At 40.1% G+C, this 14643-nt stretch carries 19 protein-coding genes, 3 tRNA genes and 1 pseudogene; 20 read left to right on the top strand and 3 right to left on the bottom strand.

The features are described 5' to 3' along the window. The 6 genes from nrfD to N2257_08490 all read left to right on the top strand — a co-directional run. A partial coding sequence (gene nrfD, locus N2257_08515) for a polysulfide reductase NrfD (protein ID MCX7794424.1) occupies positions 1–892 on the top strand: 892 nt, incomplete at its 5' end. Positions 893–1192: 300 nt separating this feature from the next. Beyond that, positions 1193–1711, top strand: a complete 519-nt coding sequence (locus N2257_08510) for a molecular chaperone TorD family protein (protein MCX7794423.1) — start codon at positions 1193–1195, stop codon at positions 1709–1711. Between the two features lie 75 nt (positions 1712–1786). Next, the gene (locus N2257_08505) at positions 1787–1996 is read left to right on the top strand and encodes an AtpZ/AtpI family protein (GenBank protein ID MCX7794422.1); all 210 of its coding nucleotides are present in this window, start codon (positions 1787–1789) and stop codon (positions 1994–1996) included. 20 nt (positions 1997–2016) lie between these two features. After that, complete coding sequence (locus tag N2257_08500; protein MCX7794421.1) at positions 2017–2373, top strand: hypothetical protein; 357 nt, start codon at positions 2017–2019, stop codon at positions 2371–2373. Further along, the gene (deoC, locus tag N2257_08495) at positions 2370–3086 is read left to right on the top strand and encodes a deoxyribose-phosphate aldolase (GenBank protein ID MCX7794420.1); all 717 of its coding nucleotides are present in this window, start codon (positions 2370–2372) and stop codon (positions 3084–3086) included. The genes N2257_08500 and deoC overlap by 4 nt, the downstream gene beginning before the upstream one ends. Positions 3087–3106: 20 nt before the next feature. Next, positions 3107–3295, top strand: coding sequence for a hypothetical protein (locus N2257_08490; GenBank protein ID MCX7794419.1), 189 nt, complete (start codon positions 3107–3109; stop codon positions 3293–3295). Here N2257_08490 and N2257_08485 read toward each other — a convergent pair whose 3' ends face one another. Further along, complete coding sequence (locus N2257_08485) at positions 3296–4360, bottom strand: LptF/LptG family permease (protein MCX7794418.1); 1065 nt, start codon at positions 4358–4360, stop codon at positions 3296–3298. It lies immediately after the preceding gene. Then, positions 4357–5403, bottom strand: a complete 1047-nt coding sequence (locus tag N2257_08480; protein MCX7794417.1) for an LptF/LptG family permease — start codon at positions 5401–5403, stop codon at positions 4357–4359. The genes N2257_08485 and N2257_08480 overlap by 4 nt, the downstream gene beginning before the upstream one ends. Before the next feature lie 93 nt (positions 5404–5496). Between N2257_08480 and N2257_08475 the strand changes: the two genes are divergently transcribed. The 5 genes from N2257_08475 (at position 5497) to N2257_08455 (ending at position 8711) form a co-directional block, all read left to right on the top strand. Beyond that, positions 5497–5904 carry a CCDC90 family protein gene (locus N2257_08475; protein MCX7794416.1) on the top strand — a complete coding sequence of 136 codons (408 nt, stop codon included), beginning with the start codon at positions 5497–5499 and terminating at the stop codon, positions 5902–5904. Next, positions 5904–6254: a hypothetical protein gene (locus tag N2257_08470; protein ID MCX7794415.1), complete on the top strand. Its 351-nt coding sequence runs from the start codon at positions 5904–5906 to the stop codon at positions 6252–6254. Before N2257_08475 ends, N2257_08470 begins: the two co-directional genes overlap by 1 nt. After that, on the top strand, positions 6254–6625 hold the full coding sequence (locus tag N2257_08465; GenBank protein MCX7794414.1) for a prominin family protein: 372 nt from the start codon (positions 6254–6256) through the stop codon (positions 6623–6625). The genes N2257_08470 and N2257_08465 overlap by 1 nt, the downstream gene beginning before the upstream one ends. 199 nt (positions 6626–6824) lie before the next feature. Further along, a complete protein-coding gene (locus N2257_08460) occupies positions 6825–8177 on the top strand; it encodes an alginate export family protein (protein MCX7794413.1) in 1353 nt (450 codons plus the stop codon). Between the two features lie 87 nt (positions 8178–8264). After that, positions 8265–8711, top strand: a complete 447-nt coding sequence (locus tag N2257_08455; GenBank protein ID MCX7794412.1) for a transposase — start codon at positions 8265–8267, stop codon at positions 8709–8711. Positions 8712–8943: 232 nt separating this feature from the next. Here the strand turns inward: N2257_08455 and N2257_08450 are convergent, their stop codons facing one another. Next, positions 8944–10164 carry an NADP-dependent isocitrate dehydrogenase gene (locus N2257_08450; GenBank protein ID MCX7794411.1) on the bottom strand — a complete coding sequence of 407 codons (1221 nt, stop codon included), beginning with the start codon at positions 10162–10164 and terminating at the stop codon, positions 8944–8946. A gap of 120 nt (positions 10165–10284) precedes the next feature. On the opposite strand from N2257_08450, the gene N2257_08445 reads away from it, so the two are divergent. From N2257_08445 to N2257_08405, 9 genes and pseudogenes are all read left to right on the top strand, one after another. After that, positions 10285–10548 (top strand): hypothetical protein, encoded by a 264-nt coding sequence (locus N2257_08445; GenBank protein ID MCX7794410.1) that lies wholly within the window; start codon positions 10285–10287, stop codon positions 10546–10548. A gap of 22 nt (positions 10549–10570) precedes the next feature. Beyond that, positions 10571–10810 (top strand): DUF2283 domain-containing protein, encoded by a 240-nt coding sequence (locus tag N2257_08440; GenBank protein MCX7794409.1) that lies wholly within the window; start codon positions 10571–10573, stop codon positions 10808–10810. Between the two features lie 29 nt (positions 10811–10839). Next, positions 10840–11202, top strand: a complete 363-nt coding sequence (locus N2257_08435) for a DUF1992 domain-containing protein (protein MCX7794408.1) — start codon at positions 10840–10842, stop codon at positions 11200–11202. Positions 11203–11294: 92 nt separating this feature from the next. Further along, positions 11295–11939 (top strand): annotated as a pseudogene (gene cysE, locus N2257_08430) (serine O-acetyltransferase). Between the two features lie 21 nt (positions 11940–11960). Further along, positions 11961–13406: a cysteine--tRNA ligase gene (cysS, locus tag N2257_08425; GenBank protein ID MCX7794407.1), complete on the top strand. Its 1446-nt coding sequence runs from the start codon at positions 11961–11963 to the stop codon at positions 13404–13406. After that, positions 13375–14121, top strand: coding sequence for a 23S rRNA (guanosine(2251)-2'-O)-methyltransferase RlmB (gene rlmB / locus N2257_08420; GenBank protein ID MCX7794406.1), 747 nt, complete (start codon positions 13375–13377; stop codon positions 14119–14121). Before cysS ends, rlmB begins: the two co-directional genes overlap by 32 nt. Positions 14122–14231: 110 nt before the next feature. After that, positions 14232–14307 (top strand) — tRNA-Thr (locus N2257_08415). Between the two features lie 58 nt (positions 14308–14365). Beyond that, positions 14366–14448, top strand: a tRNA-Tyr gene (locus N2257_08410). 58 nt (positions 14449–14506) lie between these two features. Continuing rightward, positions 14507–14581, top strand: a tRNA-Gly gene (locus N2257_08405). Positions 14582–14643: the final 62 nt, after the last annotated feature.

The raw sequence follows: 14643 nt of genomic DNA, 5'->3' as shown, positions 1-14643 counted from the left end.
GTTTATATACAGAAAGCACTTTGTTGAGACCTCCCTCAGACTAAAAAATAAAATGGATAGAACCCTACCAGAAACCATAAAGTACCTTGTTGCCACCATCCTTACTCTGGGTTCCTATGATATCAGTGAAAAAGCACTTCAGAGAGACCACAGGGCTATTAAGATACTTTCTGGTATAGGCATACCTGTTGCCTGTTTTCTTCATGGTTATGCAGGATTTATATTTGGCTCTGTAAAGGCAAATGCCCTGTGGATGACTCCTCTCATGCCTGTTATATTCATTATGTCTGCAGTAGTCTCTGGCATAGCACTCTGTATGCTTACCTATATAATAACAATGGAGATTAGAAAATTAAGGGCATCAAGACCAGGTATCCCCTATCACCTGAGAGAGGAGATTAGAGGAGTTGAGCTAAATGAGATAAGGATGACCTCAAAATACCTAATATTCTTCATGATATTTGCAATAAGCCTTGAGCTTCTTGACCTTGTCTTCAGGGGTTATACTGCTGTTAAATCCTGGGATGTCCTGAGAACCGTAATATACGGAAAGGACTTTGTAAATATATTTATTCTTCAATATACAGTTGGAAATCTTATTCCCTTTATATTACTTTTAATTCCCGGGCTTACAATCAGAAGGGCAGTAATTACCCTTTTACTTGTCCTCTTTGGTGTGTTCATGATGAGATGGAATGTAGTTATTGGAGGACAGTCCTTTTCGCTTTCCTTTTCTGGATACATGCATTATCATTTACCCATTATCCCTCATAATATCGAGACCTTCAAGGAAGGTTTTTTTGGAATGCTCATTGTGCTCGTAATGCCTTTTGTTCTTTTCTGGATTCTTTCAAGGATATTCCCTGTTTTTGAATTTAAAGAGAGTCATTAATCATAACTTTAAAATTGTCAGGTCAGTCGACAGTGCAGCGGAGTCAAAATCTCCAGCCGCAGCCCTTAGGGAACGAAAGCAATAAGTTCACTGTCCCGAGCAGTTTAAACTGAATGTTTTGAACTGTTGTATACTCATTAGTATAAGACGGTGAACTCATTCCTTGAGTTCAGGGACCTCACTTCAGGATATGGCTATAGAAGATGTCAGGACAGTGGTAATCGTAAAGGAAAAACCTCTCACCAGAAAGCCTTTTGTCATCCCTGTTCCATCAGATTATATAAAAATGTAAAATAATCTATGGTTTCCCTCGATATTTTTGAAAAATATGAAAGGGCAGAACTTTACAGACTCTTTGCCGGGCTTTTTCTTCATGAACCTTCTGATGATTTTATCCTTCATATAAAAGATGTTTTTGGTCTTAAATTTGATGAACCTTTAGATGAGATAAGGAGGGATTTCTTCCATCTCTTTGTTCTTAATAAAGATCTTGTTCCAATTGAATCCATTCATCATCAAGCCATAGAAAATATCCCCGTAGAAGTGGAGACAATTTACCACTCAACAGGAGTTATGCTGGATGAAGAGCTAGCCCTTCCTCCAGACCACCTTTCAGTGGAACTTATATTTGTTAGTTATTTAGTGGAGAATGACCTTCAGGATATATTCAGAAGGTTTTTTGAAGAACACATCATTAGCTGGATTCCTCAGTATTGTGAAAGGGTTATATCCAGCGCAGAAACAGGTTTTTACAGAGAGACACCTGCTCTGCTTAAGGAATTCCTTGAGGCAGAGTATGAGGAGCTTGCCGGACTATAATAAAGTGAGCTTTTTCATATTTCTGGTGCTTTCTGGCGAAAAGTTCCGCAGCATATGATAAGATAAAGGAGGATTATGTCTGAAAAAAAGAATGAAGGTTCACCGCTTAAACAGCTTCTTATTGCCTCGGCAGTAGGGCTTCAGCTTGTCTTTGCTACCTTCATAGGCTTTGCAATAGGATACGGTCTTGATAGTCTGCTTGGAACAGATTTTCTGAAGTGGATATTTCTTGTCTTTGGACTAATAGCCGGTTTCAGGGAATTGTTCAGATTTGTGAGGAAATAGTATGACCTCAGGAGCAAAGTATGGAGCTTTTTAAAAGGATAGTGAAACAATCCATTTTGCTAACCCTAATTGCTATTGTTCTTTCAGCAATCCTTGCAGGAAATCTTAAATTTTCCCTTGGAGTTTTTGTGGGAAGTCTTGCCGGTATCCTCAATCTCAGGGCAATAGTTAAGAATGTCTCATCTATAACAGGGGGACAGAGGATTACTGGAAGGTATATAATATTCAGTACCTTCAGACTTATCGGTCTCTTTGCCCTACTCTTTATACTAATCTGGAAGCGGATTGCTGATGTCTTTGGAATCCTTCTTGGATTCACCATTATCTTTTTTATGATTATTAAAGAGGGTTTAAAAGAGGCGAGGCAGATGAGATGATACCTCTCAATTCGTATATTGACCACAGCCTCCTTAAACCAGAGGCAACTATTCAGGATATTGAAAGAATCTGCAAAGAGGCAGGGCATTACAACTTCTATGCTGTCTGTATAAATCCCTGCTATGTATCCCTTGCAAAGGAATTCCTTAAAGAAAGTAATGTAAAGGTATGCACAGTTATAGGCTTTCCCCTTGGTGCAAGTACCAAGGAGGCAAAGCTTTATGAGGCAATGGATGCAGTGCTCAGTGGAGCAGATGAGCTTGATATAGTTATGAACATAGGTCTTGCGATGTCAGGTGAATGGAACAGACTTCTCAGAGAATTAAGGGATATTATCATTGCTACTGAGGGTATAATCCGCAAGATAATCATAGAAACAGGGCTTCTCAGTGAAGACCAGATAAGAAAGGCAACAGAGATTGTTCTTAAGACAGGAGCAGAATTCATAAAAACCTCCACAGGCTTTACCTCAAGGGGTGTGATACTTGATGACCTGAGGATAATAAGGCAGATAGCTGGTGATTCTCTTAAAATAAAGGCATCAGGCGGTATAAGGACTCTGAAGCAGGCACTGGAGCTTATCAATGCAGGTGCTGCAAGGCTGGGCACATCAGCAGGAGTGGAGATAATGAAAGAATTCAAGGGTTCTGAAAAATATCCGAGGCATGATGAAAAAATAAGTCAATTAGATAGTAAAGAAAGTAACCCTTGAAATTGTTTATTAAGTAGTTAATGAAAGACAAAAGAGATATGAATGCTCTTAAAGATGATCAAAGGTCCCTCAATTCCCGTTTAGACCAGCTTTATGATCGTCTTGACAGGCTATCACTAGAGCACAAGGAGGACTATAAATCCCTCAAGGATGGATCAATCCACTCCCTTGACCAGATAATCCACATTCTTACAGAGCTCCGAAGGTAACTATTTAATCCTGCTATAAAGATAAATACCGGTGCATGTGCTAAGAAGTGGTATTATCCATGGTGCAAGCCATGCTGGTAGCACCCCTGAATAACCCAGACTTAGCATAAAGGTTGTGCTGAACCAGAAAAATATACTTATAACTATACCTATACCTGCACCCACAAGTCCTGAAATGCTCCTGCTTGAACCGATATACATACCAGTAAGAAGCATTGCAAGACATGCAAAAGGAAGGCTCAGCCTGAGATTAAGATCTGCAACCACTTTCACATTCCTGAGTCCAGATTTTTTCAGTGCCCTTATGTACTTCCAGAGCCTTGATGAATCCATCTCCTCTGGAGATATCTCTGTCTTAAGAAGTCTCAGGGCATATCTTGATGTGTAGAATTTAAAATTCTCATAATAGCGTGACCCCTCTGGTTCTCTCCAGTTATAGACCCTGACATTTTTTAGATTCCATTCCTTTTCCCTGAGGATTCCCTTTTCTGCCTCAATCCTGCTTATAAGAGAGCCATCTTTAAACTCATATATACCTATATCCATTGCCTCTGATCTCTGGGGTTCATAAATCCCTATCCTTATTATCTTATCTTCTGAACGAAACCATATTCCCTGAGATGTCTCAAGCATCCCCTTCCTATGAGGTTGTCCGGTAATATCTTCAAGAGTTAGTCTCGAGAGTTTTTTAGACCATGGCATAACGATATTTGTAAAAACACCACTTAAAAGAGTAATTATAATGCCTCCTATAACAAGGGGTTTAAAGACCTCCTTCAATCTTCCACCCGAAGCCTGAATAACCACTATCTCTCTGTGTTTTGATGCGATGCCCAGGCTGTATATAATTGAAAGAAAAGAAACCATTGGAAGGAGATAACCACCGTAGGCTGGCAGGCTTGATAGAATATAGATTGCTACCTTAGAGAAAGGAGGCTCATGCTCTGATATATCAGGATACCTTTCAAGGAGTTCTATAACTCCTGCAAGTAAAGTTACAGAGGAAAGAAGTATTAAAAAAACCTTTAAAAAAGAATTCAGGAGATAACGTTCAACAATTTTCACCTTTTGAGACTCCTCATGTAAACTACTATTCCCGTAACAAGACCTGCAACAACAGGCAATAGGCTGCCACCTAAGGGGCTCAATTTCCCCGCCTCTACCAGACCTTCAGAATATACTGTAAGCATGTAATAGACAACAAAGAATAACAGCCCGATAGCCAGACCGCCGAATCTTCCTGTCCTGCCTGCAAGAAGACTGAGCCCCGGTCCAGTAAGAGCAATAAGTATATTAAAAAAAGGATAGGTAAACCTCCTGTAAAATTCGCTCATATAGGATAGAGACTTCTTCTTTTCAGCCTTTCCTGCCTCCTCAAGGAGCTGATGGGGCATGAGCTCACCGGGTTTTTTTGAGAGTCCCCTGATAGAAAAAATGCCTGAGAGTGTGTATTTACCGAAGTAAATATCAGTCTTCTTACTGTCTCTCACGATACTTATAAGACCATCATAAAGCTCCATAAGTACATTTGTACCCTCTGTTCTTATAAATGCCCTTTTTGCTGTAAGCACACCATTCTTATTCTTTAAATAAATAAAAACATCCTCAAGAAGTTTTCCATTCCTTTTATCCGTATATATGACCATCTCTCCCAGGTCAGTGAAGGTCTTTTCCTCGATCTTTTTTGATATTCCCTTTTTAAGAAGACTGTTTATCTCCATTCTTAATCTCCTGTTTCCCAGAGGTGCTAAAGTGGTGCTTACAAAGAGCGTGAATACAAGAAGAAGGACCCCTGTTTTAAGCACAGGCAGGGATATTTCCCTGAGGCTTATACCTGAGGAAGCAGCTGCAATTAACTCATTGTCCATATTCATCCTTCCAAAGACAAGCAGTATAGCTATAAGAAAGGCAACCGGAATTGTTATAACAAGCATCTGTGGCTGTATGAGCAGGATGATTCTTGCCATGTCAGAAGGTCCTGCAATACCTGATAGCACCTTTGATACCCTTATGAGTTTTTCAACCATTATGATGGTATTAATTGCGAGGATTCCGATCAGGAGATGAAAAAATATCTCCCTGTAAATAAGCCTGTGAAGAAGTTTCATAATGAATTTTAACACAATTGTGTAAACAAATTTTTACAAAAATTTAACAAAATTTTTCTTGACACCTTTACTGTAGCTGTGATATAAATTTTTATGATTAAAAGAGTAATTTTATTAAAACCTGTTTGCGCCATTCTTCTGTGTTTCTTTTTACCTTCTTATATTTATTCAGAGCCAGTAACAAAGGAAGATATAAGGCGTCTCAGGGAAGAGATGCGAGAAAATATAAAGGCATTAAGAGAGGATATGAGGGTTCTTAATGAGCAGATCAACAATCGCATAGATGACACAAACAATCGCATAGATGACCTTAGGGAGACGATGTTTTGGCTTTTTGGCACCTTTATAGGGATAGCCCTTATACTGATAGGTTTTGTAATAAGGAATCTATGGTTTTTAGGTCATGAGGTGAAGGTAGTGAAGCAGAGTCTTGAGACTCAGCGGGATGAGCTCAATTTTCTCAAAGGTCTTATAGAGAAGCTTGTAGTAGGAAGGCAGTGATGGGTAGGTTAGTAGGCATAATCCTTTTTCTGAGTTTTTTATTTTTACCTTTTTCAGCAGGTTCTCAGCAGCGTGATTATGCCACGAAGGAAGACATCCAGATGGTGATAAAACTTCTTGAAGAGACAAAAGACAGCCTTAACAATCGCATAGATGACCTTAGGGAGACGATGTTTTGGCTTTTTGGCACCTTTATAGGGATAGCCCTTATACTGATAGGTTTTGTAATAAGGAATCTATGGTTTTTAGGTCATGAGGTGAAGGTAGTGAAGCAGAGTCTTGAGACTCAGCGGGATGAGCTCAATTTTCTCAAAGGTCTTATAGAGAAGCTTGTAGTAGGAAGGCAGTGATGGAAGAGACGCAGAAGGAAGAAAAACCCGAGATTCAAAGGATAGATGCCTTATACTTTGTTGTAAGGGAACTTGACCAGATTCACAAAAGGATAGACAAAGTAGAGGAGGTTCTTGAGGTAGTTCGTAATGCCATCTATAGTTCAGAAGGAAGTTTAAAGTCAGAGATAGAGAAGGTAGATAATGGTTTAAGGTCAGAGATAAAGAAGGTAGAGAGCGATTTAAGGTTAGAGATACAGAAGGTAGAGAGCAGTTTAAGGTCAGAGATAAAGGAGTTAAGGAAGGAGTTTGACAGCAGATTCAGATGGATTATTGGTCTTCTTCTGGCTGGTTGGATAACAATAATCTTGACCCTCTGGTTTAAACATTAAAAAGGCTTGAGATAAGCTTGACATAACAATTGTTTTTCATTATAATTCCCTCATAAGAGGGTGTATCTCGTGTGAAAGGGAGGTGAGAGGCAGAGATAAAAAAAGTGTGATAAATTATTGAGATTCAGGATTAATGAGTTAAGAAATTTTTAACCTGCCTTTGGCAGGAAGATTCACTGAGGCTTTTAAGGAGGCGTAGGTGAAAAAGTTTTTAGCATTAGTTGCAGGTTTAATATTTGTCCTTGGACTAAGTACAATGGCTTTTGCAGTTGTAGCTGAAATACCAGCAGACACACAGGCTGTCATTGCAAAAGGCACAACCCAGATAACCCTTGGTGGTGAGATCAGGGCAAGGGGTGAGATCAGAGAGGTTGATTTTAACAGCGATATGCATCTTGATGGACCAGACCCAGGTACAGCTGTTGGTAATAGCAGGGATGAAGATGCTTCTTACTATGATGGCAGGATAAGGCTCTCTGTTGATGCCCAGGTAACACCAAATACAAAGGGCTTTATCCAGGTTGAGGCAGGGAACGGTCCTACATCCGACAATTATACCTGGGGTGCAGGTGGTGATGGTGCAAGAGGCGCATTTACCAAAGGTAATTCTAAGCGTGGTCAGTTCAATATTCTTCAGGCATGGATAGAGCACAAGGGAACAGGACTTCTCGGCATTCCTGCAAGCATAAAGATAGGTCATATGCCACTTGCACTTGGAAACAAGCTCTTCTTTGACCACACAAAATTCGGTGATGATGCAATATTTATCTCCATGGACCCTACAAAGGAGCTTAATATCGGATTACACACAATTAAGTTCAACGAGGGTGACAATGGAATTTCTGATGATGCAGATGCCTATGGTGTACTCTTTGGTTACAAGCTTCCTAATGGCTCAATTAGCGGTGATGTAACCTATGTGGATGACAGGGCATATAATAATAACACAAATCACTATGCTCACATCTGGAATATTGGTTTAAGGGGAACATTCAACCTTGATATGATTACACTCAGGGCAGATATAGAAAAACAGCTCGGAACAATAGATGAAGGAGCTACCGAATATGACATTACTGGCTGGGCATTCCTTGCAGGTGCAGACATAAAGGTTGACCCCCTTACACTTACACTTGAGTTTGCCTATGGTAGTGGTGATGACGACCCGACTGATGATGAGATCAATAATTTCTTGACCTCTCTTGGTGCAGATGTTCACTTCACTTATGTCTACGAATATAGCACCATAAATGCCTGTGGAGATTTAAGCGGTGGTCTCTGCAATACAATGTATGTGAAGCTCGGTGCATCAGCAAAGCCTATACCTAATCTTACGGCATCCCTTGACCTCTACTGGCTCAGGGCTATTGAGGACTTCGGTCCAGGTAATGACAGTGATATAGGTATTGAAATTGACCCGAAGATCAGCTATCAGCTTGACAAGAACCTCAGGTACTTTATAGAGGGCGGTTATCTCATTGCAGGAGATGCCTGGGGTAACAATGCTGATGATGCCTGGGCATTCAGGCACGGTATAGTCCTCAGCTTCTAATATCTAAAAAGATATTAAAACAAGTAGCGGCGGGCTTAAGCCCGCCGCTTTTTTATGCCGAAAATTTCCACCTCGCAGGTGTAAAAAATGGCGACGGCGGGAAAAGCAGACGCAACAGGTAAAAACAACATGAGCACAATCTATCATGTATTTACGAAGAGTATTGAGGGATACAGGATTTTTAGAACCGCTGCTGATTATGAAAGGATGAGAGAACTTCTGAATTTTTACAGGATAGAAAATCCGCCTGCTAAGTATTCTCTCTTTCATGCGTCAAAAAATAAGGATAGATTTTTTACGAAGTACTCCATTTCACGGAATCCCCTGGTCAAAATAATAGCCTACTGTCTTATGCCCACCCATCTTCACTTAATATTAAGCGAGGAAAAGAAGAAGGGAATTTCTTTCTACATTGCCAGGATTTTAAACAGTTATACAAGGTACTTCAACACAAGATACGGGCGTAAAGGTCCCCTCTTTAGAGCAGATTCAAAAAGGTTCTGGTTAACACTGATGAACAATTATATCATTTAACAAGATATATTCACTTAAATCCTACGAGTGATGATCTAGTTCAGAAACCCGAGGATTGGAAATTTTCTTCTTACAGAGAATTTATTGACCTTATACCTTATAATAAAAGGATATGTGATTTCAGCGATTATCTGCATATAGAAAAAGAACAATACAGAAAATTTGTATTATCAAGGATCGACTATCAGAGAGAGATATCAAAAATAAAATCCCTCTGCCTGGAATAAAATTTTTACACCTGCGAGGTGGAAAAAAGGCTTTTATCCAGTTCTTTCTTTACGGCATCGATAAATTCCTCTGTGAGGGCGTATCTTTCAACCTTTGGTTCTGCAAGTGTTATGAGGTCTTTTGTCATTACGCCTGACTCTATGGTATTGGTTACTGCCTTTTCAAGAGCCTCTGCAAATTTAATTAGTTCATCTGTTTTATCAAGTTCTCCTCTTTTTCTTAGAGCTCCTGACCAGGCAAATATGGATGCTACAGGATTTGTTGATGTCGGTTCTCCTTTAAGATACTGTCTGTAATGTCTGACAACTGTGCCATGGGCAGCCTCGTATTCAAATTTTCCATCAGGGCTTACGAGCACTGAGGTCATCATGCCAAGGCTTCCAAAACCTGTGGCAATCATGTCGCTCATCACATCTCCATCATAATTCATGCATGCCCAGAGTATCCCGCCTTCTGATTTAAGGACCTGAGCAACTGCGTCATCAATAAGCATGTAGCGATAATGAATGCCAGCCTCTTCAAGTTCTGTTTTTCTTGCATCTATCTCTTCACTGAAAATGTCCCTGAACCTTCCATGATAGGTTTTTGAAATGGTGTCCTTTGCCCCAAACCATATGTCAACCTTCTGGTCAATTGCATAGTTTATGCAGGCTCTTGCAAAACTCCTTATTGAGCTGTCTGTGTTGTGAATTGCCATGACAATTCCAGAGCCACTGAATCTGTGGACAGGTATGCTCTCTTCTGAGCCGTCATCATAGGAGATTTTTAATTCAACCTTTGCGCTTTTTTCTATGAATGACTCTGCTGATTTATATATGTCTCCGTAGGCATGCCTTCCAATAATTATGGGTCTTTTCCATGTTTTCACCAGGGGAGGGATGTTTTTAACTGTAATTGGTTTTCTGAAGACCGTTCCATCAAGTATTGCCCTTATTGTGGCATTCGGACTGGGCCATGCCTTTTTAAGATTGAATTCTTTAACCCGATCTGCATTTGGTGTTATTGTGGCACATTTTACACCAACACCGTAGAGCTTTATCGCCTCTGCAGCCTCCGCCGTAATCCTGTCTTCTGTTTCATCCCTGCTAAGGATTCCGAGGTCAAAATATTTAAGCTCAATATCAAGATAGGGGAGAATCAGATTTTCCTTTATCATCTTCCATATAACCCTTGCCATCTCGTCTCCATCCATCTCGACAATCGGGTTTTTTACCTTTATTTTCATCTCCTACCTCCTGATTTTAAAGGATGACATATATGTTATAATTTTTTATGGATTTTTTAAAGAGGTTGAGTTTGCTCAGTAGATGACTGATAGATTTTTATCGGCGAGATTCGAGTTTAGATGGATATAATAAAATCTATTAACAATGTTCCTATAAGACTTACTGAGGAAAGGTGGTTTCATATTGTAGAAAACCACGATGATCTTTCGGGATATTATGATGAGGTTTTGAATACAGTGGAAGACCCTGAGATTATAATAAGAGGCTATGGGGATGCGCTTATTGCATTAAAAAAGAAGGAAAATAAATTTCTTGCTGTAGTCTATAAAGAACTGAACAAAGAGGATGGTTTTATTATTAAGCTTACTTTACTTCAAAAATAAAATTTAAGAAAGAGGTGATAGTATGGCAGAAGCCTTAAAGAAAGAGACAGTAGAAGAGATTTTAAAGGCAACTCATTCCCTGTTAAGATTTCCTCAGAGAAGGATGTGGATTGATTATGATGAGGAGGCGGATGTGCTTTATATAAGCTTTAAAAGACCCCAGAAGGCTACAGATTCAGAAATGACAGATGATGGAATACTTTTAAGGTATAAAGAAAATGAACTGGTTGGAATAACTGTCCTTGATGCCTCTAAAAGATAATCATAACCTTCTCTGTGTTATAATTTTTTATGTATTTTTTAAAGAGGATAGCTGAGGAGCGCATCCGTGAGGCAATGGAGCGAGGTGATTTTGATAACCTTCCCAATAAAGGAAAACCTCTCAATCTTGATGATGACTCACTCATCCCTGAAGACCTGAGGATGGCTTACAGGATTCTGAAAAACACAGGCTATCTTCCTCCTGAGTTAGAACTGAAAAAGGAGATAGTTTCTTTAAAGGATCTCATAAATACCATTGATGATGACGAAAAGAGGCTCAAGAAAATACGGGAATTGAACTTTAAATTAATGAAACTGAGTATTATGCTTAAGAGACCTGTTAATCTTGATGATTACGAGGATAGACTTTTTGAAAGAAACTTGGGTAAGTAGATTTCCTTTTTTCTGCTCAACAGGTAACAAAAGAGGCCTTCAGTAAAGAGATTGAAATTTCCACCATAAGGAAACAGGAAGTGTGAAAAATTATGGGATTCTGGAGCGCAGTAAAGAGGGATTTCAGGGCAGTATTTGATAGGGACCCTGCTGCCAGAAATGCCCTGGAGGTGATCTTCACCTATCCAGGATTTCATGCAATATTTATTCACAGGATAAGCCATGCACTATGGAAATTAAAGATTCCTCTCATTCCGAGAATACTTTCTGCAATAGCAAGATTCCTTACAGGCATAGAGATTCATCCTGGTGCAAAGATCGGTCCTGGATTTTTTATTGATCACGGAATGGGAGTGGTGATAGGTGAGACAGCTGAGATTGGAGAGGACTGCCTTCTTTATCAGGGTGTTACACTTGGTGGAACGGGAAAGGAAAAAGGCAAGAGACATCCTACACTGGGAAACCATGTGGTGGTGGGAGCTGGTGCAAAGATACTTGGAAATATAAAAATAGGAGATTATGTTAAGATTGGAGCAAATTCTGTGGTCCTGAAATCTGTGCCTGACCATTCAATAGTTGTAGGTGTACCGGGCAGGGTTATCAAGAAAAAGACACTGAGATTTATGGAAGAAGGTGTTGTGGAGATGCTTGACCACGTGCACATACCGGACCCTGTTGAGGAGAGGTTTCATTTCCTTGAGCAGAAGCTCTCAGACCTTGAAAGGAGGATTGAAAAACTTGAAGGCAGAGGAGGCAGGATGAGAGTATTCAATACCCTTACAGGAAGGAAAGAAGAATTTATTCCCCTTGATGATAAGAAGGTGAGGATGTATGTCTGTGGAGTCACTGTTTATGATTACTGCCATGTGGGCCATGCAAGGAGTGCAGTAGTGTTTGATGTTATAAGAAGGTATCTCAGGTACAGAGGTTATGATGTTACCTTCGTAAGAAATTTTACAGATATTGATGACAAGATTATAAAGAGGGCAAAGGAGGAGGGCATTCCCTGGGATGAGGTAGCAAGAAAATATACAGAGGAGTTTTACAGAGATATGGATGCCCTCGGTGTGGAGAGGGCAGATATTGAGCCAAAGGCTACAGAGTATATAAATGAGATGATAGAAGTCATTAAAATCCTTATTGAGAAGGGACATGCCTATGTGGTTGATGGTGATGTTTATTTCTCTGTGTCATCCTTTCCAGAATATGGAAAACTCTCAAAGCGTGATCGTTCAAGCATGCTTGCTGGAGCCCGTGTGGAGGTGGATGAGAGAAAGAAGGATCCCATGGATTTTGCGCTCTGGAAAGCATCAAAACCAGGAGAGCCATCATGGCCGAGTCCATGGGGTCCTGGAAGGCCAGGCTGGCATATAGAATGTAGTGCCATGTCTATGAAGAATCTCGGTGCCACCTTTGATATCCATGGTGGAGGTGCAGACCTGATATTTCCTCATCATGAAAATGAGATAGCCCAGTCTGAGGCTTATACAGGAAAGCCACTTGCAAAATACTGGATTCACAATGGCTTTATTACAGTGGATAAGGAGAAGATGTCAAAATCCCTTGGAAATTTCTTTACAATCAGGGAGGTATTGAATAAATATGATCCTGAAGTTTTGAGATTCTTTCTTCTCTCAACCCATTACAGAAGCCCTGTGGAGTTTTCAGAGGATTCCTTAAAAGAGGCTGTTAATTCCCTTGAGAGATTTTATAATACCATGGAAAGGGTTCAGGAATTTCTTGAGCTTAAGAGGGAAGATAGTGATAGGGATTATCCAGAATTTGAAGAGGCAATCAAGAGATTTAAGGATAGTTTTAAAGATGCAATGGATGATGACTTTAATACAGCCCTTGCTATCGGCCATATTTTTGAATTTATAAAGGAGCTTAACAGATTCATAGACAGATCTCCTGAGGGAAGAAAGTCAGTTGAGCTAATAAAAAAAGCAGTTGAGGAGATAAAGGAAATCGGGCATGTTCTTAATATCTTCCAGAAAACCCCGAGACAGTGGTATCTAGCCATGGCACGTATGAAGGGAATAGATGTTACAGAGGACTATATAAATGAAAGGATAAGGCTCAGGGCTGAGGCAAGAAGGCTTAAGGATTTTAAGACCGCTGACGCAATAAGAAAGGAGCTCGAAGAAAAAGGTATTATTTTAGAGGATAAACGTGACAAAACAGAGTGGAAGATCAGACTATGAAATGATCTGTGGTCTAAATCCTGTAAAGGAGGCACTCAGAGCCAGAAGGGTAAAGGAGCTCTATATATCTGAAACAAGAAAAAAAGGTCTTGAAGAGATCCTTGAACTTTCAAAAAAGGCAAATATTACTGTTAAATGGGTCGAGAACTCCTTTTTTGATGTCCGCTTTCAAAAAGGACATCAATCAGTAGCCGCCCTTGTGAAGAAGAAGAAAGTGCTTGATACAGGAGATCTTCTAAAAAAGATAGAATCTAGGGAATCAGCACTTGTTATTATCCTTGATGAGATAGAAGATCCAAGAAACCTCGGTGCAATACTTAGGGTTGCTGATGCTGCTGGTGCAGATGGAGTTGTTATTCAGAAATACAGACAGGCTGGAATCTCGCCAGAGGTGATAAAGAGCTCTGCAGGTGCCTATGAATATGTGGATATTGTTATGGAAAATAATATTAAATATTCAATTAATGCCTTTAAAAAAGAAGGTTTCACAATTATCGGTGCAGATATAAAGGCAGAGAAGAATCTGTGGCAGGTAGACCTCAGAGGAAAGATTGGTCTTATTATGGGTTCTGAGGGAAGGGGTATAAGAGAGACGGTGCTTAAACTATGTGATGAGATAGTATTTATTCCCATGCTTGGAAAGGTTAATTCTTTGAATGTCTCTGTTGCAACCGGTATAATAGTATTTGAGGCGTTGAGACAGAGGATGATTTGATCCTACTCTGATATCCGGGAAAATTTTAACCTTGTTTTTTAAAACTTGACTTGTTATAATATTGTTGCATAAACTATTAAAGACTGCTTATTTTCTCTCTGTTTTTAAAAGCCACCATAGCTCAGCAGGTAGAGCAGCTGATTTGTAATCAGCGGGTCGGGGGTTCGAATCCCTCTGGTGGCTCCAGATAGAAGAGGTGAGATACAGGGAGTCGGCAAAATACTCTGACTCCTGATTTTCAAGTGGAGAGGTTCCCGAGTGGCCAAAGGGAGCAGACTGTAAATCTGCCGGCTTATGCCTTCGGAGGTTCGAATCCTCCCCTCTCCATTTATAAGTGTTTAAGCTGTTCAAACTTTTTGAATGGTTTAAACAATTTATTAATAATGCGGGAGTAGCTCAGCGGTAGAGCGTCGGCCTTCCAAGCCGAGGGTCGCGGGTTCGAATCCCGTTTCCCGCTCCACGCCCATGTAGCTCAGTTGGCAGAGCACGTCCTTGGTAAGGACGAGGTAAGCGGTTCAATCC

This window comes from Thermodesulfovibrionales bacterium (assembly GCA_026417875.1).
Classification (GTDB): domain Bacteria; phylum Nitrospirota; class Thermodesulfovibrionia; order Thermodesulfovibrionales; family CALJEL01; genus CALJEL01.
The sequence above is the reverse complement of the archived record's forward strand: the minus strand, read 5'-3'. Positions and strand labels throughout refer to the sequence as shown.